This is a genomic window from Curtobacterium sp. PhB146 (genome assembly GCF_004342995.1).
Taxonomy (GTDB): domain Bacteria; phylum Actinomycetota; class Actinomycetes; order Actinomycetales; family Microbacteriaceae; genus Curtobacterium.
The window spans coordinates 312,970-330,664 of the sequence record NZ_SMBN01000002.1; the positions used below are offsets into that span (position 1 = coordinate 312,970).

At 70.8% G+C, this 17,695-nt stretch carries 20 protein-coding genes; 8 read left to right on the plus strand and 12 right to left on the minus strand.

Features of this window, described 5'->3' with window-relative positions; all coding sequences use genetic code 11:
• Positions 1-209 precede the first annotated feature (209 nt).
• The 4 genes from EDF33_RS09895 to EDF33_RS09910 are packed head-to-tail and all read left to right on the plus strand — an operon-like array spanning position 210 to position 5,540.
• Complete coding sequence (locus tag EDF33_RS09895; protein WP_165918783.1) at positions 210-1,874, plus strand: ABC transporter substrate-binding protein; 1,665 nt, start codon at positions 210-212, stop codon at positions 1,872-1,874.
• Positions 1,871-3,613 carry an ABC transporter ATP-binding protein gene (locus EDF33_RS09900; RefSeq protein WP_132099963.1) on the plus strand — a complete coding sequence of 581 codons (1,743 nt, stop codon included), beginning with the start codon at positions 1,871-1,873 and terminating at the stop codon, positions 3,611-3,613. The genes EDF33_RS09895 and EDF33_RS09900 overlap by 4 nt, the downstream gene beginning before the upstream one ends.
• Positions 3,610-4,545 (plus strand): ABC transporter permease, encoded by a 936-nt coding sequence (locus EDF33_RS09905; protein ID WP_132099964.1) that lies wholly within the window; start codon positions 3,610-3,612, stop codon positions 4,543-4,545. The genes EDF33_RS09900 and EDF33_RS09905 overlap by 4 nt, the downstream gene beginning before the upstream one ends.
• Complete coding sequence (locus tag EDF33_RS09910; RefSeq protein WP_132099965.1) at positions 4,542-5,540, plus strand: ABC transporter permease; 999 nt, start codon at positions 4,542-4,544, stop codon at positions 5,538-5,540. The genes EDF33_RS09905 and EDF33_RS09910 overlap by 4 nt, the downstream gene beginning before the upstream one ends.
• Position 5,541: 1 nt before the next feature.
• Here the strand turns inward: EDF33_RS09910 and EDF33_RS09915 are convergent, their stop codons facing one another.
• The 5 genes from EDF33_RS09915 to EDF33_RS09935 all read right to left on the minus strand — a co-directional run bounded on the left by EDF33_RS09915 (position 5,542) and on the right by EDF33_RS09935 (position 10,421).
• Positions 5,542-6,519, minus strand: coding sequence for a squalene cyclase (locus EDF33_RS09915; protein ID WP_132099966.1), 978 nt, complete (start codon positions 6,517-6,519; stop codon positions 5,542-5,544).
• Positions 6,520-6,591: 72 nt separating this feature from the next.
• Positions 6,592-7,911, minus strand: coding sequence for a GNAT family N-acetyltransferase (locus EDF33_RS09920; RefSeq protein ID WP_132099967.1), 1,320 nt, complete (start codon positions 7,909-7,911; stop codon positions 6,592-6,594).
• A gap of 29 nt (positions 7,912-7,940) precedes the next feature.
• On the minus strand, positions 7,941-9,416 hold the full coding sequence (locus tag EDF33_RS09925; RefSeq protein ID WP_132099968.1) for a cryptochrome/photolyase family protein: 1,476 nt from the start codon (positions 9,414-9,416) through the stop codon (positions 7,941-7,943).
• Between the two features lie 38 nt (positions 9,417-9,454).
• Positions 9,455-9,817: a hypothetical protein gene (locus EDF33_RS09930; RefSeq protein WP_131879510.1), complete on the minus strand. Its 363-nt coding sequence runs from the start codon at positions 9,815-9,817 to the stop codon at positions 9,455-9,457.
• A gap of 64 nt (positions 9,818-9,881) precedes the next feature.
• Positions 9,882-10,421, minus strand: coding sequence for a hypothetical protein (locus EDF33_RS09935; protein ID WP_131879508.1), 540 nt, complete (start codon positions 10,419-10,421; stop codon positions 9,882-9,884).
• A 99-nt stretch (positions 10,422-10,520) separates the two neighbouring features.
• Here EDF33_RS09935 and EDF33_RS09940 point away from each other — a divergent pair, with 99 nt between their 5' ends.
• Positions 10,521-11,198, plus strand: coding sequence for a DUF402 domain-containing protein (locus EDF33_RS09940; protein WP_132099969.1), 678 nt, complete (start codon positions 10,521-10,523; stop codon positions 11,196-11,198).
• A 6-nt stretch (positions 11,199-11,204) separates the two neighbouring features.
• Here EDF33_RS09940 and EDF33_RS09945 read toward each other — a convergent pair whose 3' ends face one another.
• Complete coding sequence (locus EDF33_RS09945; RefSeq protein ID WP_132099970.1) at positions 11,205-11,711, minus strand: hypothetical protein; 507 nt, start codon at positions 11,709-11,711, stop codon at positions 11,205-11,207.
• Between the two features lie 71 nt (positions 11,712-11,782).
• Here EDF33_RS09945 and EDF33_RS09950 point away from each other — a divergent pair, with 71 nt between their 5' ends.
• A complete protein-coding gene (locus EDF33_RS09950; RefSeq protein WP_132099971.1) occupies positions 11,783-12,394 on the plus strand; it encodes a hypothetical protein in 612 nt (203 codons plus the stop codon).
• Positions 12,395-12,444: 50 nt separating this feature from the next.
• Positions 12,445-12,978 (plus strand): hypothetical protein, encoded by a 534-nt coding sequence (locus EDF33_RS09955; protein WP_132099972.1) that lies wholly within the window; start codon positions 12,445-12,447, stop codon positions 12,976-12,978.
• A gap of 49 nt (positions 12,979-13,027) precedes the next feature.
• Here EDF33_RS09955 and EDF33_RS20155 read toward each other — a convergent pair whose 3' ends face one another.
• The 6 genes from EDF33_RS20155 to EDF33_RS09980 form a co-directional block, all read right to left on the minus strand.
• Positions 13,028-13,168: a hypothetical protein gene (locus tag EDF33_RS20155; protein WP_165901085.1), complete on the minus strand. Its 141-nt coding sequence runs from the start codon at positions 13,166-13,168 to the stop codon at positions 13,028-13,030.
• A 17-nt stretch (positions 13,169-13,185) separates the two neighbouring features.
• Positions 13,186-13,713, minus strand: coding sequence for a hypothetical protein (locus EDF33_RS09960; protein WP_131879500.1), 528 nt, complete (start codon positions 13,711-13,713; stop codon positions 13,186-13,188).
• A gap of 11 nt (positions 13,714-13,724) precedes the next feature.
• Positions 13,725-14,378 carry a signal peptidase I gene (locus EDF33_RS09965; protein ID WP_243692425.1) on the minus strand — a complete coding sequence of 218 codons (654 nt, stop codon included), beginning with the start codon at positions 14,376-14,378 and terminating at the stop codon, positions 13,725-13,727.
• On the minus strand, positions 14,375-15,259 hold the full coding sequence (locus EDF33_RS09970; protein ID WP_132099974.1) for a hypothetical protein: 885 nt from the start codon (positions 15,257-15,259) through the stop codon (positions 14,375-14,377). The genes EDF33_RS09965 and EDF33_RS09970 overlap by 4 nt, the downstream gene beginning before the upstream one ends.
• Complete coding sequence (locus tag EDF33_RS09975; RefSeq protein WP_132099975.1) at positions 15,256-15,852, minus strand: TasA family protein; 597 nt, start codon at positions 15,850-15,852, stop codon at positions 15,256-15,258. The genes EDF33_RS09970 and EDF33_RS09975 overlap by 4 nt, the downstream gene beginning before the upstream one ends.
• A 151-nt stretch (positions 15,853-16,003) precedes the next feature.
• Entirely contained in the window at positions 16,004-16,558 is a 555-nt protein-coding gene (locus tag EDF33_RS09980; RefSeq protein WP_132099976.1) for an alternate-type signal peptide domain-containing protein, read from the minus strand.
• A gap of 356 nt (positions 16,559-16,914) precedes the next feature.
• Here EDF33_RS09980 and pnuC point away from each other — a divergent pair, with 356 nt between their 5' ends.
• Positions 16,915-17,580, plus strand: coding sequence for a nicotinamide riboside transporter PnuC (gene pnuC / locus EDF33_RS09985; RefSeq protein ID WP_132099977.1), 666 nt, complete (start codon positions 16,915-16,917; stop codon positions 17,578-17,580).
• Positions 17,581-17,695 lie beyond the last annotated feature (115 nt).

Below are 17,695 nucleotides of genomic sequence, written 5' to 3' on the forward strand. Positions count from 1 at the left end.
CCTCGGGTGGACTCGGTGCAGATCCATCGGGAATAGACGGACGTCGCGCGGCACTTGGATTGTTTCGTCGTGCGACGTCTGTCGCACGTGTGATTCGGACGGGCGACCGCCGCGGTGTCAGGATGGACGCCGCCCGGCGACCCGGTCCGTGCAACCACAGCGGCTGCAGCACGGTCGCCACCACCCTTCCCACGAGGAGCACCACCGTCATGAGACGCCCGAACCGCCTGACGATCACCGCGGCCGTCGCCGCAGCAGCAGCCCTGGTCCTGACCGGCTGCTCGGGTGGGAGCTCGTCCGACGACGGTGACGGCACGGCCAAGGGCGGCACGCTCAACATCCTGACGACGGCCACCGCGGTGCACCTCGACCCGGCGACGAGCCAGAACCTGAACATCACCACCTTGGGTCTGGTGCTCCGCCGGCTGACGGCGTGGGACGTCGAGCCCGGCAAGGCCGCCAAGGTGGTGCCGGACCTGGCGACGAACACCGGCGACTCGAGCGACGGCGGCAAGACCTGGACGTACCACCTGAAGGACGGGCTGAAGTTCCAGGACGGCACGCCGATCACCACGAAGGACATCAAGTGGGGCATCGAGCGCTCGTTCGCGCCGACCCTGACCGGTGGCCTGAGCTACCACAAGTCGCTCCTGGTCGGTGGCGAGGACTACAAGGGCCCGTTCGACGGCAAGACCCTCGACAGCATCGAGACGCCTGACGACTCGACCATCGTCTTCAAGCTCAACGCCGCGTACGGCGACTGGCCGTGGCTCGTGTCGATGCCGGCGTTCGCTCCGGTCCCCGACGGCGACGGCACGGACACCGGTGCGTACGACAGCAAGCCGGTCGCGTCCGGGCCGTACCAGGTGCAGTCGAACACCCAGGGCTCGCAGATCACCCTCGTTCGCAACAAGGAGTGGAGCGCGAAGACCGACGACGTCCGCACCGCCGGCCCGTCGAAGGTCGTCTTCAAGGAGAGCCAGGACCCGTCGACCGTCACGCAGACGCTGATCGCCGACAACGGTGACGCGAAGGACTCCTTCGGCGCGAGCTACCTCGGCGCAGCCGAGCTGAACCAGGTGCGGAGCAACCCCGCCGCCCAGGACCGCCTCGCCACGTCGAAGGCCGGCCCGATCAACTACATGGCGATCAACACCCAGAAGGGATCGCTCAAGGACCTCAAGGTCCGTCAGGCCCTGCAGTACGCCGTCGACAAGAAGTCGTACCGGATCGCTGCGGGCGGCGCGCTCGCCGGTTCGTACGCCACGACCCTCATCACCCCGGGCATCGCGGGCCGCGAGGACTACGACCTGTACAAGCCCGGCGCGAACGGTGACGTCGCGAAGGCGAAGCAGCTCCTCAAGGACGCGGGCGTGTCCGACCTCAAGCTGACCCTGGCGACCCAGAACGACCCGACCTACCTCGCCCAGGCGCAGGCGCTGCAGTCCGGCCTCAAGCGCGCCGGCATCACCGTCACGCTGAAGCCGCTCGACGCGGACTCGTTCTACACCGCGACGACCGACGGCACCGACTTCGACCTGGCGCTGTTCAGCTGGCAGCCGGACTTCCCGAGCGCGAACGCCAACATCCAGCCGCTCTACGACTCGTCGCAGATCGGTGGCGGCGGCTACAACGTCTCGAAGTACAGCAACCCCGAGGTCGACGCGCTGATCAAGAAGGCCAGCGCCACCGTCGACCAGCAGGACGCGCAGAAGCTGTGGGTCGAAGCGGACAAGAAGATCATGGCCGACGCGCCGATCGTCCCGCTGACCTACGCGAAGCAGTCGTTCCTGGCCGGTTCGAACGTGCAGAACTTCCAGATCGCGGACTTCCCGGCGTACCCGAACTACCTCAAGGTCTCGCTCGCGAAGTGAGTTCGCCGCTGCTCGAGGTCGAGGGGCTCCACGTCGCGTTCGGCGACGCGGAGCCCGTCGTCCGTGACGTCTCCTTCACCCTGACCCCCGGTCGTGTGCTCGCCCTCGTGGGGGAGTCCGGCTCCGGCAAGTCCGTCAGCGCCATGAGCGTGCTCGGCCTGCTGCCGCCCGAGGCGCGGGTCTCCGGCAGCGTCCGGTTCCGTGGCGAGGAGCTCGTCGGCGCCTCCGACGACACGCTCCGTGCCGTTCGCGGCGCCGGCATCGGCGTCGTGTTCCAGGAACCGATGAACTCGTTCACGCCGGTGCTGTCCATCGGCACGCAGGTCGCCGAGGCGATCCGGGCGCACCCGACGGACCTCGACCGTGCAGCGGTCTCCGCGCGCGTCGACGAGCTGCTGCGTGCCGCCGGCCTCACCGACCCCGAGCGGATCCGCAAGGCCTACCCGCACGAACTGTCCGGCGGGCAGTTGCAGCGCGCCATGATCGCGATGGCCCTGGCCGGGGACGCGGTCGCGCTGATCGCCGACGAGCCGACGACCGCGCTGGACGTCACGGTGCAGGCCGGGATCCTCGACCTGCTCCGCCGACTCGGTCGCGAGCGCTCCTTGGCCGTCCTGCTCATCACGCACGACATGGGTGTGGTGGCGGACGTCGCGGACGAGCTCCTGGTGATGCGCCGCGGCGACCCCGTCGAGCACGGGACGGTTGCGGAGGTCTTCGCACACCCGTCCGCCGACTACACGCGCGAGCTCCTCGCCGCCGTCCCCAGCCTGGAGGCCCGTCCCGCGTCCGCCACGCCGGCTGCGGACCCCGAGACTCGGCCTGGACGACAGGACGCGGCCCCCGGGACGCGCGCCGTGTCGTCAGACGCGAGTCTCGGTCCGGCGGAAGCGAGTCTCGGTGAGGCGAGTCGCGCCTCCCGGATGACGGTCGCGCAGCTGCGCGACGTCGCCGTGCGGTACTCGCGCCGCGGCGGACCGACCGTGTCGGGCATCGACCTGGACCTGCGGGCCGGCGAGACCGTCGGGCTGGTCGGGGAGTCCGGGTCCGGCAAGTCGACCATCGGCCGCGCGCTGGCGGGGCTGGTGCCCGTCGTCGAGGGCTCGGTCGAGGTCGACGGCAGCGACCTGCGGACCGCCAGGGGCCGACGGCTCCGCGAGCTCCGCAGCCGCGTCGGCATCGTCTTCCAGGATCCGGCGTCGTCGCTCAACCCGCGGCAGACCATCGGCTGGAGCATCGCCGAGCCGTTGCTCGTGCACGCGACGGCCTCGGCGGCCGATCGTGCGGAACGCGTCCGTGAACTGCTGACCGCCGTGCAGCTCGACCCGTCGTGGGCCGAGCGGTTCCCGCACCAGCTCTCCGGCGGGCAGCGCCAGCGCGTCGCCGTCGCGCGGGCCTTGGCGCTCCGTCCGGCGCTCGTCATCGCCGACGAGCCCACCTCGGCACTCGACGTCACCGTGCAGGCGGCCGTGCTCGACCTGCTCGCGCAGCTGCAGGACGAGTTCGGGTTCGGCATGCTCCTCATCAGCCACGACCTCGCGGTCGTCCGGCAGCTCGCTGACGAGGTCGTCGTCCTGCACGACGGTCGCGTGGTCGAGCGGGGGACCACGGACGCCGTGCTCGACGACCCGCAGCAGGACTACACGCGCATGCTGCTCGCAGCGGCGCCCGTCGCCGATCCCGTGCGACAGGCGGCCCGCCGCGAAGCCTGGCGCGCCTGGGAAGGAGTGTCCTCGTGACCGCCAACGTCGTCGAGCGCCCCGTGGCCTCGTCCGGACGCACCACCGGCTTCCGCGCCGTGGTGCGCCGCATCCGGCAGGACCGCTGGGCCGTGACCTCGGCGGTCGTCATCGTCGTGTTCCTCGCGGTCGCCGTCGCGGCGCCGCTCATCAGTGCCGTCACCGGGCAGGACCCCTACGGGTACGACATCGACGCGCTCAACTCGTTCGGGGCGCCGAAGGGCTTCGGCGGGGGGATCAGCGCCGAGCACTGGTTCGGCGTCGAGCCGCTGACCGGTCGCGACCTGTTCGCGATCGTGACGTACGGTGCCCGGACGTCGCTCGGCATCGGGCTCGCCGCGACCTTCCTGTCGATCGTCATCGGGGTGCTCGTCGGCGTCACCACCGGCTTCTTCGGCGGCTGGTACGACCGCGTGCTCTCCCGCGTGGTCGACGTGATCTTCGGCTTCCCGTCGCTCGTCTTCATGATCGCCCTGACCGCGATCGTGCCGACGTCGTTCCCGAAGCCCGTCCTGGTCGTGCTCGTCATCGGGTTCTTCGGCTGGCCGTCCGTCGCCCGCGTGGTCCGCGGCCAGACACTGTCGCTCGTCAGTCGGAACTACGTCGTCGCCTCCACGGCGATGGGCGCCGGCCGGTGGCACGTCATCCGCACCCAGCTGCTGCCGAACCTCGCGGCGACGATCACCGTCTACGCGACGATCTCGATCCCGTCGATGATCGGCGCCGAGGCCGCGCTGTCGTTCCTGGCGGTCGGCGTGACCCCGCCGACGCCGTCGTGGGGCCGCAGCATCGGCGACGCCGTCGGCTGGGTGCAGACCGACCCGATGTACCTCGTGTTCCCCGGAGTGGCACTGTTCCTCATCACCCTCGCGTTCAACGTGCTCGGCGACGCGCTGCGTGACGCCCTCGACCCGAGAGGAGCACGCCGGTGAGCACGTTCCGCTTCATCGCGATCCGCGTCCTCGGTGCAGCCGTCGTGCTGCTCGTCGTCGCCGCGATCACCTACGCACTGTTCATGCTGCTGCCGACGAACCCCGCGAGGGCGATCTGCGACAAACCGTGCACGCCGGACCGGCTGCGCGAGGTGCAGGCGTTCCTGGGGACCGACAAGCCGTGGCTGGCGCAGTTCGGCGCCTACCTGGCGGGGATCTTCACCGGCCGCACGTTCGGGAGCGGCACGTCCGTGATCACCTGCGCCGCACCGTGCTTCGGGTACTCGTTCCAGCTGCACGAGAGCGTCACCGACCTGATCCTGTCCCGCCTGCCCGTCACCGCGTCGATCGCCGTCGGCGCCGCCGTGCTGTGGCTCGTCGCCGGGGTGTTCGGCGGAGCGGTCTCGGCGCTCCGTCGCGGCACGTTCGTCGACCGGGCCGTGATGACCGTCGCGGTCGCCGGGGTCTCGTCGCCGGCGTACCTGATCGGGTTGCTCGGCATCCTGCTGTTCGGGTTCGTGCTCGGCATCCTGCCGACGAGCGGGTACGTCGCGTTCACCGACGACCCGGTCGGCTGGTTCACCCACCTGATCCTGCCGTGGTGCGTGCTCGCGTTCATCAGCGCCGCGATCTACGCGCGCCTGACCCGTGGCGAGATGCTCGAGTCGATGTCGCAGGACTTCGTGCGGACCGCTCGGGCCAAGGGCCTGCGCGAGCGCCAGGTCGTCGTGCGGCACGGACTGCGCACCGCGATCCTGCCGGTGGTGACGCTGTTCGGGCTCGACCTCGGGTCGCTGCTCGGCGGTGCGGTCATCACCGAGAAGGTGTTCTCGATGCAGGGCCTCGGCGCGCTGCTCATCGACGCCGTGCACACCCTCGACCTGCAGGTCGTCGTGGGCTTCACGTTGTTCTCGGCGCTGTTGATCGTCACGGCGAACGTGATCGTCGACGTGGTCTACGCGTTCGTCGACCCGCGGGTGCGGCGCCGGGCGTAGCTCAGGTGGCGTCCCACCAGCGCAGCACGCGGGTGCCGTGGAGCGTGAGCCACTTCGACGGCTCGCCCTCGGGGACGTCGACCTCGAACCACTGCCGACCCGGCGGCCGCGTTCCCTGGGTCCACGTCCCGTCGTCGTTCCTGGCGGCACGGACGACCTCGATCGCCTCGGCCGCCCGGGCGTCCGGCGCGGTACCGTCCTGCAGCGCAGCAACCCGCAGGTGGTCGGTGACCCGGAGCGCCGAGTAGATCCAGCGCAGCGGGTACGCGAACCGGGTCGCCCACGGCCCGACGAGCTCGCCGTCGTGCTTCCGGAACAGCAGCCGTCGTTCGAGCAGGTACTCGGTGCCGCGGAGTCGAGCCGCTCGGAGTTCCGCCGCGCGGGGGTGGGTGCCGCCGGTCAGCTGCTCGTGCTGCAGGAGCCCCTCGATCACGTTGAGGGTCGAGTGGAACGACGACACCGTCGACCCCTCGATCCACTCGCAGTTCCAGCCGCCGTCGTCGAGCTGGTGGTCGAGGAACCAGTCCGCCAGCTGCCCGACGTCGGCACCGAGCCAGGCGCCGTTCGCCAGGGTGAAGGCGTTGATGCAGCAGTCGACCTCGCCGCTCCAGTAGGGCAGGTCCTCGTACTCCCAGCGGCTGTTCGTCGCGAGCCGGGCGGCCGTGTCCCCGAGGACCGCGGAGTCGAGCCCCCAGTCGCGCAGGGCGTTCAGCGACCAGGTCGTCGCCGTGTAGGGCTGCCCGGGCTCGTCCGCCTCGGGACCGTCGAAGTCGAAGTCCGCCGGGAAGTACGCGCCGCCGGCCCACTGCCCGTCGGGGTCCTGGTGCGCGAGCATCGCCGCCCCGAGGCCCTCGGTCGCGACCCGCGCCCGGGTCTGCTGCCACACCGCCGACGGCGCACCGGTCAGGTCACGCTCGACCTGCCACCGGACCGCCGGGTCCGAGTCGAGCAGCCACTCGACCACCGCGTCGTCGCTCATGGCGCGGAGGCTACGCCGAACGCGCCCGGCCCGACCGCAGAGCGTTCGGACCGGGCGCCCGAGTGACGCTGATCAGAAGTAGGTGATGCCGTGCGGGGTCCGCGGGGGCAGGAGCATCGCGCGCAGCAGCTCGACCGACGCGGGATCCGCAGCGCGGACCAGGCCGGCGGCCGCCAGGGTGACCGGCGAGACCGAACCGATGAGCAGCGCACCGAGCTCTGCCACGTCGAGCTGGACGTCGGAACCGGCCACGTCGGCGTCGTCGGCGATGCGCGTGACGCTGCCACGGGCCTCCTGGACGTCCAGCCGGTACGTGCCGGTCGTGTGGCCGAGCGCATCGGTGACCGCGAGGGTCAGCGAGCCGTCGACGGCGAACGGCCGCGACTCGAGCACGGCGGCCACGTCGAGGACGCGCAGCCAGACGTGGTCCTCTTCGTGGTCGACGTCGTACGCACGGTTGTCGCCGAGGGCCGCGACGATCGGGTCGTCGAGGCGCGAGCGGTTGTACTTCACGACGTCGTTCAGGTCGATCGACAGCACGAACTCCCACAGCGCCGTGTACGCCTGGTCGTTCGCGTAGACCAGGTCGACGATCTCGAGTGCGGTGTCGGAGGACCCGTCTTCCTTGACGCGCCAGGTGACGTACCCGTCGATCTCGTCCGTGCCCTCGGCGCGGTGCACCGCCGCACGGACGTCCTTCGCCTTCTGGCCGTCGTTGCCGAGCAGTCCGAAGACGACCGGCCAGGTGCCCGCGTTGCGGACCATCGAGCCGGGCGTGCGGGTGTGGAAGCGCTCGAAGACCGCCTTGCCGGGGCCGTCGGCGAGCCACTGCGGCGTGACGACGGACACCGAGCCCGACGTCGGGGCGAGGAGGGGGAGTGCGCGTTCGCGTCGCACGCGCACCGCGCGCTCGCGGATCGCGCTGCCGAAGCCGAAGCGGCGGTAGATCGTGCCCTCGGACGCGGTCAGGGACGCCACGGCGTAGCCCTCGGCGACACCGCGCTCGAGCGCGTGCGTCATCATGCGGCGCAGGATGCCGCGGCGACGCTCGGTGGGCCGGACCGTGACCGCGGAGATGGCCTGCGTGTCGACGGACGACCCGTCGCCCCAGCTCAGCGCCTTGCGGAACCACGTGAAGGTGCCGGCGGGCCAGGTCTCGTCGACGGAACCGGGGAAGGGCTTCCGGACGTAGACGCCCAGGAAGGTCTCCTCGTCGGCGATGAAGTGGGACGCCATACGGGCTGCACCTTCGGCGTCCGGATCGGCTTCGTGGAACCCGAGGCCGACGGCCTGCATCCACGATCCGGTCTCGGCGTTCGGTGCCCCCTCGTCATCCGTCCCGGGCGCGAACTCGCGCAGCTCGTAGCGGTCGTCGAATGCCTCGTTGCTCACGCTCACGACCCTATCGGGACCGGGTGACGTCACGGCAAGGTGCGACGGGCCTCCTGCACGACGACCTCGTCGAGGTCCGCCAGCGACCGCATCTGCTGCAGCGGGCGGGCCATCCGGTGGTTGTCACGGAGTGCCGGCTCGGTGCGCGCGAGGAACGCCCAGTACCCGGCGGTGAACGGGCACGCGTCGTCGCCGACCCGCTTCGTCGGGTCGAAGCGGCAGCCTCCGCAGTGGTCCGACATCCGGTCGATGTAGCGACCGCCCGACGTGTACGGCTTCGTGGCGACCATCCCGCCGTCGGCGTGCTGGGACATGCCGATGATGTTCGCCGGCATCACCCAGTCGGTGCCGTCGACGAACACGTCGGTGAACCACTCGGTCAGGTGCACCGGGTCGTAGCCGCGCTGCAGTGCCCAGTTGCCGAGCACCATGAGGCGCTGGATGTGGTGCAGCCAGCCGTGGTCGTGCAGGCCCTCGATCGCGGTCCGCACGCAGACGGCGTCGATCTCCGACGCGTCGAGTTCCCGCCACCAGTCGGGGAGTCGTCCGTGCGCGCCGAGGGCGTTCTCCGATGCGCCGTAGTCGTCCCCGAACCACCAGTAGAGGTGCCAGACGTAGTCGCGCCATCCGGCGACCTGGCGGACGAAGCCCTCGACGCTGGCGAGCGGGGCGGCCTCGGTGCGGTGCGCTTCGAGGGCGGCGTCGATCGCCTGCCGCGGATCGAGCACCCCGAGGTTCATCGGCACGCTGAGGAGCGAGTGCGCCATCGTCCAGTCGTTCGTCAACGTGGCGTCCTCGAACGGCCCGAAGTCGCCGAGGCGCACCGCGACGAAGTCGTCCAGGGCACGCTGCGCCTCGTCCGCCGTCACCGCGAAGCGACGGGTGTCGTCGCGGCCGACGAACCGGGCGGTGCCGTCCCGCTCCCACCGGTCCAGGTCGTGCCGCACCTGGTCGTCGATGTCGTCCTCGTCCGGCCACCAGGGCTCGGGCAGCCCGAGGGTCGTCGCGCCCTTCGGCGGCGGCTGGCGGTTCTGGTCGTCGAGGCTGAACTTCCCACCGATCGGCTTGCCGTCGCGCAGCAGCCAGCCCTCACGGCGCCGGACACGCTCGTAGTGGTCTTCCATGCGGAACCGACCCGTGCCCTGCGCCGCCCACTCCGCGAACTCGTCCTCGTCGGTCACGAACCCGCGGCTCGGAAGGATCACGGTGCCCCGGCCCCAGTGCCGGATCTGCGCGCGGAGGGTGCGGGACGGCGGATCGATCGCCTCGAGGTCGTCGCGGCCGGTCAACGCTTCGCGGAGGGTGTCGACCTGGACGTGCTCGGCACGGTCACCGAGTTCGTGGACGCGGTGGCGCAGGGCACTCAACCAGAGGTGGGCCTTCGCCCGGTGGACGGGGCGAGCGGTGAAGAACTCGCGTGCCTCGACGACGAGGGCCGGGCCACCGTCGTCGAACAGGGGCCCGTACTGGCCGGGGAGGACCAGGCGACGACGTTCGGAGGGCATGGGTGGACCGTACCCAGCGAGTGGGGTGGAGCTGTCAGTCAGGGGCGTTCGTCGACGAGGGCGATGAACCGGCTGCCGATGCCCTCGACCTCACGCCGGGTGAGCCCCGCAGTCGGTTCCGGCGCCTGGTACGGCTCGTGGTAGTCGCACATCAGGTAGTCCCACTCGGGCCACCACTTCTTCGGCCGCGCTTCTTCGGCGAACGCGCAGACGACGCACTCGAGGCGGACCCAGACCTTCTTGGCACCCGTGCGGTTCGCCCGGGACTGCGCGAGCCAGGCGGGCGGATCCTGTTCGATCGCGTCGAGTTCGGCTTCGCTGAGACGCGAGGGGATTCCGTGGTGGGTCGCCATCTCGAGGGTGATGTCGAGTCGAACGGCGGCGTCGCGTCGGGAGAGCATCCGACCAGATTAGGTTCTGTCGGGGCGCAGCGCTCGTCGGAGCGCTCGGTGCCGGTCGGACCGTTCAGTGCCCGTCGAGGGCGTGGCATCCGCCGTCGAGGACCCAGCCCGCGGCCGTGACGTCGGCCCTGCCGTCGCGCTGGACCTCGCCGATCAGGCACCCGGACATCTCGACCTGTGCTTCGAACAGCACCTTCTCGCCGGTCTGCGTCGTCACGATCCAGCGGTTCGGTGCTCCGACGCCGTCGAGGATCTCCTCGACCGCGGGCTGCAGGACCGGGGTCGACTGCGCGGCGAGCTCCCGCTCCACCTGAGCACGTGCGACGTCGAGCGCTGCCGCCGACTCCGCGCTCAGGTCGGTGCGGTCGTGGTGCCGCTTGTTGAGCCCGTACTGCGGTGGGCTGTCGGCGCCGGGGCCGGCGCCGTCCCCGGAAGCGGCGTACGTGCCCGCGGCGCCCGTCGGCTCTCCGGCCGTGGCGCCGGCCTGCGTGCTGCTCGTCGACGGGCCGCTCGAGGCCGTGCTGCTCTCGACCGCGCAGCCCGTCAGCACGATCAGCGCGAGCAGCGCCCCGGTCACCGATGCGGTCGTTCTGTGGTCCCCCATGAGCGGCATCCTGACAGAGCGCGGGGGAGAGCACGGAGCTCGACACCGGATCGTGATGCAGGGTGCGGTGACCGAGAACTCCTGTGAGAGCATCACCGGATGCACGACGATGTTGCGAACGACGTGCGGAGCGAACCGTTCCGCTCCGGTGAATCCGTGGTCCTCCGCAGTCTGCACGCGCTCGGTTCGCACGGTCGAGCCGTCGCCTTCGCCGTCGCGGGTCGAGTCCTCGTCGATGACGACGACGTCGCGGTGGTCGCGAGTCCGCTCGGTTCCGCGGTCCGTCGCCGGGCCGGTACCGGCAGCGGACCGAACGCGCGGCTCGTCCTCCCCTCGGACTGGGACGGCTCCTACGTCGAGGACAGCTGGTTCGGAGCGACCGTGGTCCGCGTGCACCTGAAGGGCGCAGCGTGGTCGGTGTGGCGCTGGCACGATGGGACGCAGTGGCTGCCGGACTGGTACATCAACCTCGAGCTGCCGTGGGTGCGTACCTCCGTCGGCTTCGACAGCCAGGACTGGACCCTCGACGTCATCGCGACCCGAGACGATGCGGGCCGCTGGTCGATTCGGTATAAGGACGAAGACGAACTCGCGTTCTACAGGGACGAGGGCCTGGTCACGGAAGCGGACCGCGCGATGATCGAACGCACCGGCGAGGATGCCACCGCGGCCGTGCACGCGGGCTCGTTCCCGTTCGAGACCGACTGGTCGCGGTGGGTGCCGGACCCGAACTGGTCCGCTCCGCAGATGCCGGCAGGGTGGGATGCCGTCCGCTAGCTCCGCTCAGTGCGTCTGCGCTGCGAGGTCGGCGTAGGCGGCGGCGTACCAGCTGACGGTCGAGTCGCCCGACGTGGGCCCGATGGTGATCGAGTCGGCCGAGGTCACGACGTAGAGGTCTTCGTCGTGGCCGCACTGGACCGAGCGCGCCGCGAGCTCCCTGCCGGTGTCAGCGCCGTCGGCGATGCGACCACCCCAGACGGCGATGCGGACGGTTCCGTGTCCCTGGCAGGCGACGGACACGCGGACGTGTGCGCGCTCGCCGCCGTCTGCGACGCCCAGGGACAGCCGACTCGACGCGTCGTTGGTCCCGGCACCAGCGCCGAGTTCGCCGGGCTGGTCCGCCCACCGATCCTGGACGTTCTCCATCCAGGCGGAAGCGACCTCGACGTCGTCGACCGGCGTCGCACGGCCGGACCAGGCGGTGAGCGACACCACGATCACGAGCGTCAGCCCGATGATGCTGCTCCATCGGCCGCGGCGAAGGTGGTCGTGCACAGACGAAGCAATCATGTCGATCACAGTGTCGTGCACGCCGGCCGCTCCCGTACCCTCCCGTTCTGGCGTCGTACGCTGGGCGAGTGGTGAGCGCGATCGTCCTCGTGATGGCCGAGTACATGGTCGACGACTCCCCGCTCTGGTTCCGAGGGTCTCGCGAGCGCATCGGTGAGGCAGATGCGGGAGCACTCGGGCTCAGCGCGCCGCTGCGGGACGACCTCAGGGCGTGGAACGACGTCTTCGATTCCCTCGGGGAGCCCGACTTCGACTGGCCTTCCGGAGCGGTCCGTGACGCTCATCGCGTCGAAGCGTTCGTGCTCGCGAGCCGTGTGCAGCTCGAGCTCGGCGACGAAGCCCATGTCTGGTGCGGAGCCGGCGCCGGCATCGACACGGTGGCCGAGGCGGGTACTGCCGTCGTGCTGCCGAGTGCACGGCCCGGAACCGATGTCGAGTTCGTGCGTGACGGGGAGCGGGACGTCCGGTCGGCACGCGCCGCGGGTACTGGTGATGGCACCGCCAAGGCGATCGTGCACTGGCGTGCCCTCACCGAACGAGTCGGGACGCCGTTCGGTGATGCCGAGACCCGCGCCGTCGGGCTCAGGACGGCAGCGCGCATCCAAGCCGATGTCGGCCTTCGCGCCCAGGTCGTCTTCTTCGCCGGCGCATCGGGGCCGTACCGGCACGACGAGTCCGACTGAACGCACGCGGTGCGGTCTGATCTCGCCTCCTGCCCGGTAGCGTCTTCCGCGTGAGCATCCCCGACTTCGACGTCGAGCCCGCCGTCGGGCCGCGGTTCTGGATGGTGCTGCTCGGCGTGGGGAGCGCGATCACGGGTCTCCTCGCCGTCATCGGTTGGCCGTTGCCCCTGGCCTCGGGGCGTGGCGGGCCGGATCGGCACACGTGGGCACAGACAGTCCGCGCGGTCCAGGACTGGTTCGCGTACGACGGTTGGCGCATGTCCGGCGCTTCTTGGTTCTACGGCGCCCTGGCGGTCGCGGCGCTGGCCGGCATCATGGTGCTCCGCAACCCGGCCTGGAGCGGCACCCGAGCGTTGCTCGTCGTCGTCGTTCCAGCCGCCGTGCTGCTCGTGGTCGGCCCCGCGGCGCAGTGGGCGCTCGGACTGCCGTGGTCGAACTACGGGGCCGGGTCGACCGGCGTGATCGCAGTCGGCATGATCGTCACGGTCATCGTCGGTGCCGCGATCACGTGGTTGCGCCGAGCCTTCCGCCGCAGCGCCCGCTCCGACGACGACGTGAACCCGCCGCCCAGGGGCGTGCGCTGAAGCCCGAGCGGCTGACGCACCGCATCGATGCTCGGGCCGCCGCCTTGCCTCAGTAGTCGGGGTCCTGGCGGTCCTGGTCCTGCCAGGGGAGCATCCGACCGGCGACCAGCGACAGCACGCCCCCGAACATGAAGACGAGCAGCACCGCCCACCAGGGGTTGCGTCGTTCGCGCGGCTGCTGTCCGTCCATGCCGTCACGATAGCGGGTCAGTCGGTCGCACCCCGGGGCGGTTCGACGAGCAACCCGACGCGGTCGGCCAGGTAGTCGGCGAGCGGGACGGCGGAGCCGGCAGCCGGTGACCAGCGGACGAGCGGCACGTCGTCCTCGACGAAGAGCACCCCGGTCGAGCCGACGAGCGTTCCGTCCAACGCGATCGCCGTTGCGCCGTGGTTGACGGTGTCGCCGGCCGCGAAGTGCCCCTTCGCCGCAGCAGCACGGTAGGCCCGACGGACCTCGGCCGAGACCGACTGGAACTGCGCCCGGCCCGGATCGGTGACCCGGGTGATCGCCCCGGTGGCCCAGACCCGGCCGCCCGATTCGAGCGACGACCCGATCAGCAGTGCACCGACCCGCCACACGCGACCGAGGGGCCGCATGGTCGCTTCGCGGCGGATGCCGAGCACCGCCTTCGGCTGCGCGTACTCGCCGAGCGCCTCGTCCGGCACCCCGGCGGCACGGAGCCGTCGTGCGGCGTCGTCGAGCAGTTCCCTCGCTCGCTGCACTCCGTCGGTCACGTCCACCGAGCCTAGACCGGGGCCTGCCCCGAGCCCCGGTGCGATGCCCTGCGGCGCCCGTGACCGGCCGTCGCACGTCGCCCGCGCCCGGACGCCCCACGTCGACGGCGCGCGGCCGTGACCGTGCCGATGGTGATCATCGCGCCGCCGTACGCCAGCAGGACGCCGGCGACGGTCGGGATGAGCCAGCTCCGCGAGCCGTTGACGAGCTGGTTGACGACACCGACCTCGGGGATGCTGTACCAGACCACGCCCCGGATCTGTGCGGCGGTGACGGGGTGCGGGTCGGCCTTCGCGTTGTTGTCGCCCTTGAGGACGAACGTGCGCGCCCCGTTCGACGACGAGGACACCGAGGTCACGCGGTGGCTGATGACGGCCGGCTGGCCGGAGACGATCTGGTAGGTGACGACGTCGCCCACCTCGATGTCGTCGACGGCGGTGGGACGGACGACGAGCAGGGTGCCCGGGGGCAGCGTCGGCTCCATCGACTGGGTCAGGACCGTCAGCGGCATCGACCCGGTGGCCTTGGGGACGACGATGAGCACGACGGCGAGGGCCGCGACGAGCAGGAGCAGCCCGGTGCTGAGACCGAGGACGACGGCGTGCACGACCGCACGCCCACCGGAGCGCTCCGCACGTTCGGGACGAGCCGCCGCGCGGGTCACGCGCCGCACCGGATCGCCGCGCCGTTGTTCTGCGTGAAGAGCGTGACCGGGCCGCTCCCGGCGACGGTCGAGGTCGGGTTGCCGGCGCTGTCGAGGACCTTGACGGTGACGGTGAGCGTGCCGGAGGTACCCGCGCTCGCCGGGATGTCGCTCGGGGCGATGGTGATGAACGCCGAGTAGTCCTGGGCCTTCTGTCCGACCGGCGTGGTCCCGACGTAGGCGGCGTACCAGGTCTCCTTGGGGCGGCCTGCGGCGTCCCAGGTGACGTCGACGTAGTTGCCGCTGTGGTCGTTGCAGGTCAGCGCTGCTTCCGCTGCGGAGGTGTTCAAGTAGAAGCCTCCCTGCACGACGCCCGACGTCCAACTGCCGCTCGCCACGGTGAGGTTCACGTTCACGTTGGCCGTGGCGGATGCCGGCGCCGAGGACTTGGGCGTGCTGCGGGTGCACCAGATGGCCGAGGCGCCGGCGGCGAGCTTGGACGTCATGCTCGGCAGTGACGCCCAAGTGCCGGTGACCGAGCCGCTGCCGACCGCGGTGTTCGTCGTGCACGCCGCGGTCGTGGCGGCGGGCCACGCGACGACGGTGACCGCCTGCGCGAGCGCCGTCGAGCTGCCGGAGACGACGGACACGGTGGTCGTCGCGGTGCCGGCGATGGAGCCCGAGTTGGTGAGCGTGATCGGCTTCGTGACCGACGTCACCGTGGACGAGAAGGTGGTGGTCAGCGCGCTCGTGCCGGCGATCGACGCGGAGACCTTGCCGATCGTGACGCTCGAGGCCGTGGTGCCGGACGCACTCCACAGTGCCCAGGCGGCGCTCGACCCACCGCCGACGAACACGGCGGTGAGCAGCACGGCGACGACGAGCCGGAGACGGCGGTTCATGCGGAGACCTGCGTTCCGGTGACGGTGAGGGTGAAGTCGGTGACGGCGCCGGACACGCTCTGCGGCGCGTCGGCGTCGAGGACCAGCTCGACACAGCCGACGGTGCTCGCACCGGGCTGGAGCGTGAACGAACCGCTACCGGTGTCGAAGGCGGCGAGACGGCCGCTCGCGCCGGACAGCCCGGCGGTGCAGGCCGCAGCCGATGACACGTTGGTCAGACGGAGCGTCAGCTCGCCGAGGACGGCCGCCGACGACGCGTTCGTCGCGTAGGCGACGTTCGTGGACGTCGTGGCGACGCGCATCGACAGTGGGATCGAACCGGTGTTCTTCACGGCGAAGGTGCCGGTGACTCCGGTACCCGGTCCGAGGACGGTGGTGTTCATCGTCGACAGGGTGCCGACGGTGATCGTCGCGGTCGCGGACTTCACGGTGGTGGCCGCGGTGCTGGCGGTGCCGTTCCAGAGGGCGTAGGTCCCGCCGACGCCGAGGAGCGCCGTGGCGACGGCGACGACCAGGGCGAGCGCGACGGGCGGGATCCACCGGTGGCGTCGTGCCGCGCGGTGGCGGCCCGTCGTCCTCGGTGTCCCGGTCATGTGCGTCCCCTGGTGCTCGTGAGCCTCTGCTGGTGCGGGCCACAAGGGCCCAGACGGGCCACAAGGGCCCAGACGGGCCACAAGGGCCCAGCACGGGCCACGACCGGCGGATCAGGGGCCGGTCGTGGCCCGCGTCAGTGCGATCGGTGGATCAGGAACCGATCGCGGTCTGGGTGAGCGTGAAGGCCAGGGCGCCGACGTTGATCGACCCGTTCTGCCCGGTCGTCGCCGAGGACGGCAGCGTGATCGTGAAGACGACCTTGACGGTCGAGGTCGACGCCGACGGCGAGACGACGAAGGTGTTCGCGTTCGACGTGGACTGCACGACGGTGGCGCTCGAGGACGTCACGGCCAGGTTCTTCTGCGTCGCGGCGAGGAGTGCGGAGTCACCGGTGATCGACTGGCTGGCGTAGGTCAGGTTCGCCTTGAGGTCCTGGCCGGTCGCACCGATGTTCAGCGTCTGCGTGAACTGGAACGTGTTGCCCGGCACCATCAGGGCGGTGGTGGGGTTGATCGCGGCCGAGCGGCCGTTCGTGATGTCCGTCCAGGCGCCGTCGTTGTTCGCGCTGAGGGTCAGCGTGCCGGAACTCACCGAGGACGCGGCGCTGGACGCACTGGCGTTCCAGAGGGCGAAGGTGCCTGCTCCACCGAGGAGGAGGGCGATGCCGGCTGCGCCGGCGATGGCACCGGTGACGATCTTGTGCATGGTGGCGGGTCCGTTCTGTGCGTTCGGGGCGCACTGGATTCCACCGGCTCGTGATTCGGGTCGTCGTGCCGGTGGGACGGTGTCATCGACCTCGCGGGTGAGGGGTCGCGGCTGACCTTTGCCGAGAGCGGTCGCCGGGCTCCGGAGCGCAGATCTGCTGCTCGGGCGGGCTGGACTCGCTCTGGTGACGACGGTACTCGTCCCCCAAAGTGCGGACAAGTGGGAACATGCTTTCGCATGGACCCAAAACGGGGGTGATTTTTGTCCACCCTGTGGAGGACATGTTTGTACCCCGATCACCGCCGGAATGCCGGACGTCCCCCGACCGTTGCACCGACCGGAAACGAGGAGGGCCCATGGGCATCGTGCGCTGGCTGTTCGACGCGCAGATCGTCATCGGCGACCAGACGGTGCTCTGGCGCGAGGTGATCGGCAACGTCTTCGGGCTGCTCAGTGCGCTCGGCGGGATGCGCCGCAAGGTCTGGGCCTGGCCCGTCGGGCTGGTCGGCAACGCGCTCCTGTTCACCGTCTTCATGGGCGCACTGTTCGACACCCCGAACCCCGTCAACCTGCTCGGCCAGGCCGGCCGCCAGGTGATGTTCATCATCGTGAGCATCTACGGCTGGTACCGCTGGACCCACCGCCCCGACGACACGTCCACCGTGATCGAACCGCACTGGGCATCGTGGCGGACTCGGATCATGCTGGTCGTCGGCATGGTCGGTGGGACCGCCCTGCTCACCCCGGTGTTCCGTGCCCTCGGGTCGTACGAGCCGGTGTGGAGTGACGCGTGGATCTTCGTCGGCTCGCTGCTCGCCACCTACGGCATGGCGAAGGGCTGGGTCGAGTTCTGGCTCATCTGGGTCGCGGTCGACCTGGTCGGTGTCCCGCTCCTGTTCTCGGCCGGGTACTACGCGTCGGGTCTCATGTACGTCTTCTACGGCGTCTTCACGCTGACCGGGTTCTTCGTCTGGGCGAAGCAGCGGGTGAAGCCCCCGGCGAACCCCGTCACGGTCGGCTGACGAGTCGGCTGACGACCCGGCTGAACGGCCCGCCCACGCCGAGCCGGTCCACGCCGACCCGGCGTGGATGTGACGGCCCCCGGTCTGGGACGAGACAATGGGGTACCGCACACGA

Bases quoted from the DNA above. Each gene is read 5' to 3' on its own strand.
- EDF33_RS09970 (WP_132099974.1), bottom strand. From the start codon at position 15,259: ATGAACCGCCGTCTCCGGCTCGTCGTCGCCGTGCTGCTCACCGCCGTG.
- EDF33_RS09945 (WP_132099970.1), bottom strand. From the start codon at position 11,711: ATGATTGCTTCGTCTGTGCACGACCACCTTCGCCGCGGCCGATGGAGC.
- EDF33_RS09980 (WP_132099976.1), bottom strand. From the start codon at position 16,558: ATGCACAAGATCGTCACCGGTGCCATCGCCGGCGCAGCCGGCATCGCC.
- pnuC (WP_132099977.1), top strand. From the start codon at position 16,915: ATGGGCATCGTGCGCTGGCTGTTCGACGCGCAGATCGTCATCGGCGAC.
- EDF33_RS09930 (WP_131879510.1), bottom strand. From the start codon at position 9,817: ATGCTCTCCCGACGCGACGCCGCCGTTCGACTCGACATCACCCTCGAG.
- EDF33_RS20155 (WP_165901085.1), bottom strand. From the start codon at position 13,168: ATGGACGGACAGCAGCCGCGCGAACGACGCAACCCCTGGTGGGCGGTG.
- EDF33_RS09895 (WP_165918783.1), top strand. From the start codon at position 210: ATGAGACGCCCGAACCGCCTGACGATCACCGCGGCCGTCGCCGCAGCA.
- EDF33_RS09975 (WP_132099975.1), bottom strand. From the start codon at position 15,852: ATGACCGGGACACCGAGGACGACGGGCCGCCACCGCGCGGCACGACGC.
- EDF33_RS09940 (WP_132099969.1), top strand. From the start codon at position 10,521: ATGCACGACGATGTTGCGAACGACGTGCGGAGCGAACCGTTCCGCTCC.
- EDF33_RS09925 (WP_132099968.1), bottom strand. From the start codon at position 9,416: ATGCCCTCCGAACGTCGTCGCCTGGTCCTCCCCGGCCAGTACGGGCCC.
- EDF33_RS09915 (WP_132099966.1), bottom strand. From the start codon at position 6,519: ATGAGCGACGACGCGGTGGTCGAGTGGCTGCTCGACTCGGACCCGGCG.
- EDF33_RS09935 (WP_131879508.1), bottom strand. From the start codon at position 10,421: ATGGGGGACCACAGAACGACCGCATCGGTGACCGGGGCGCTGCTCGCG.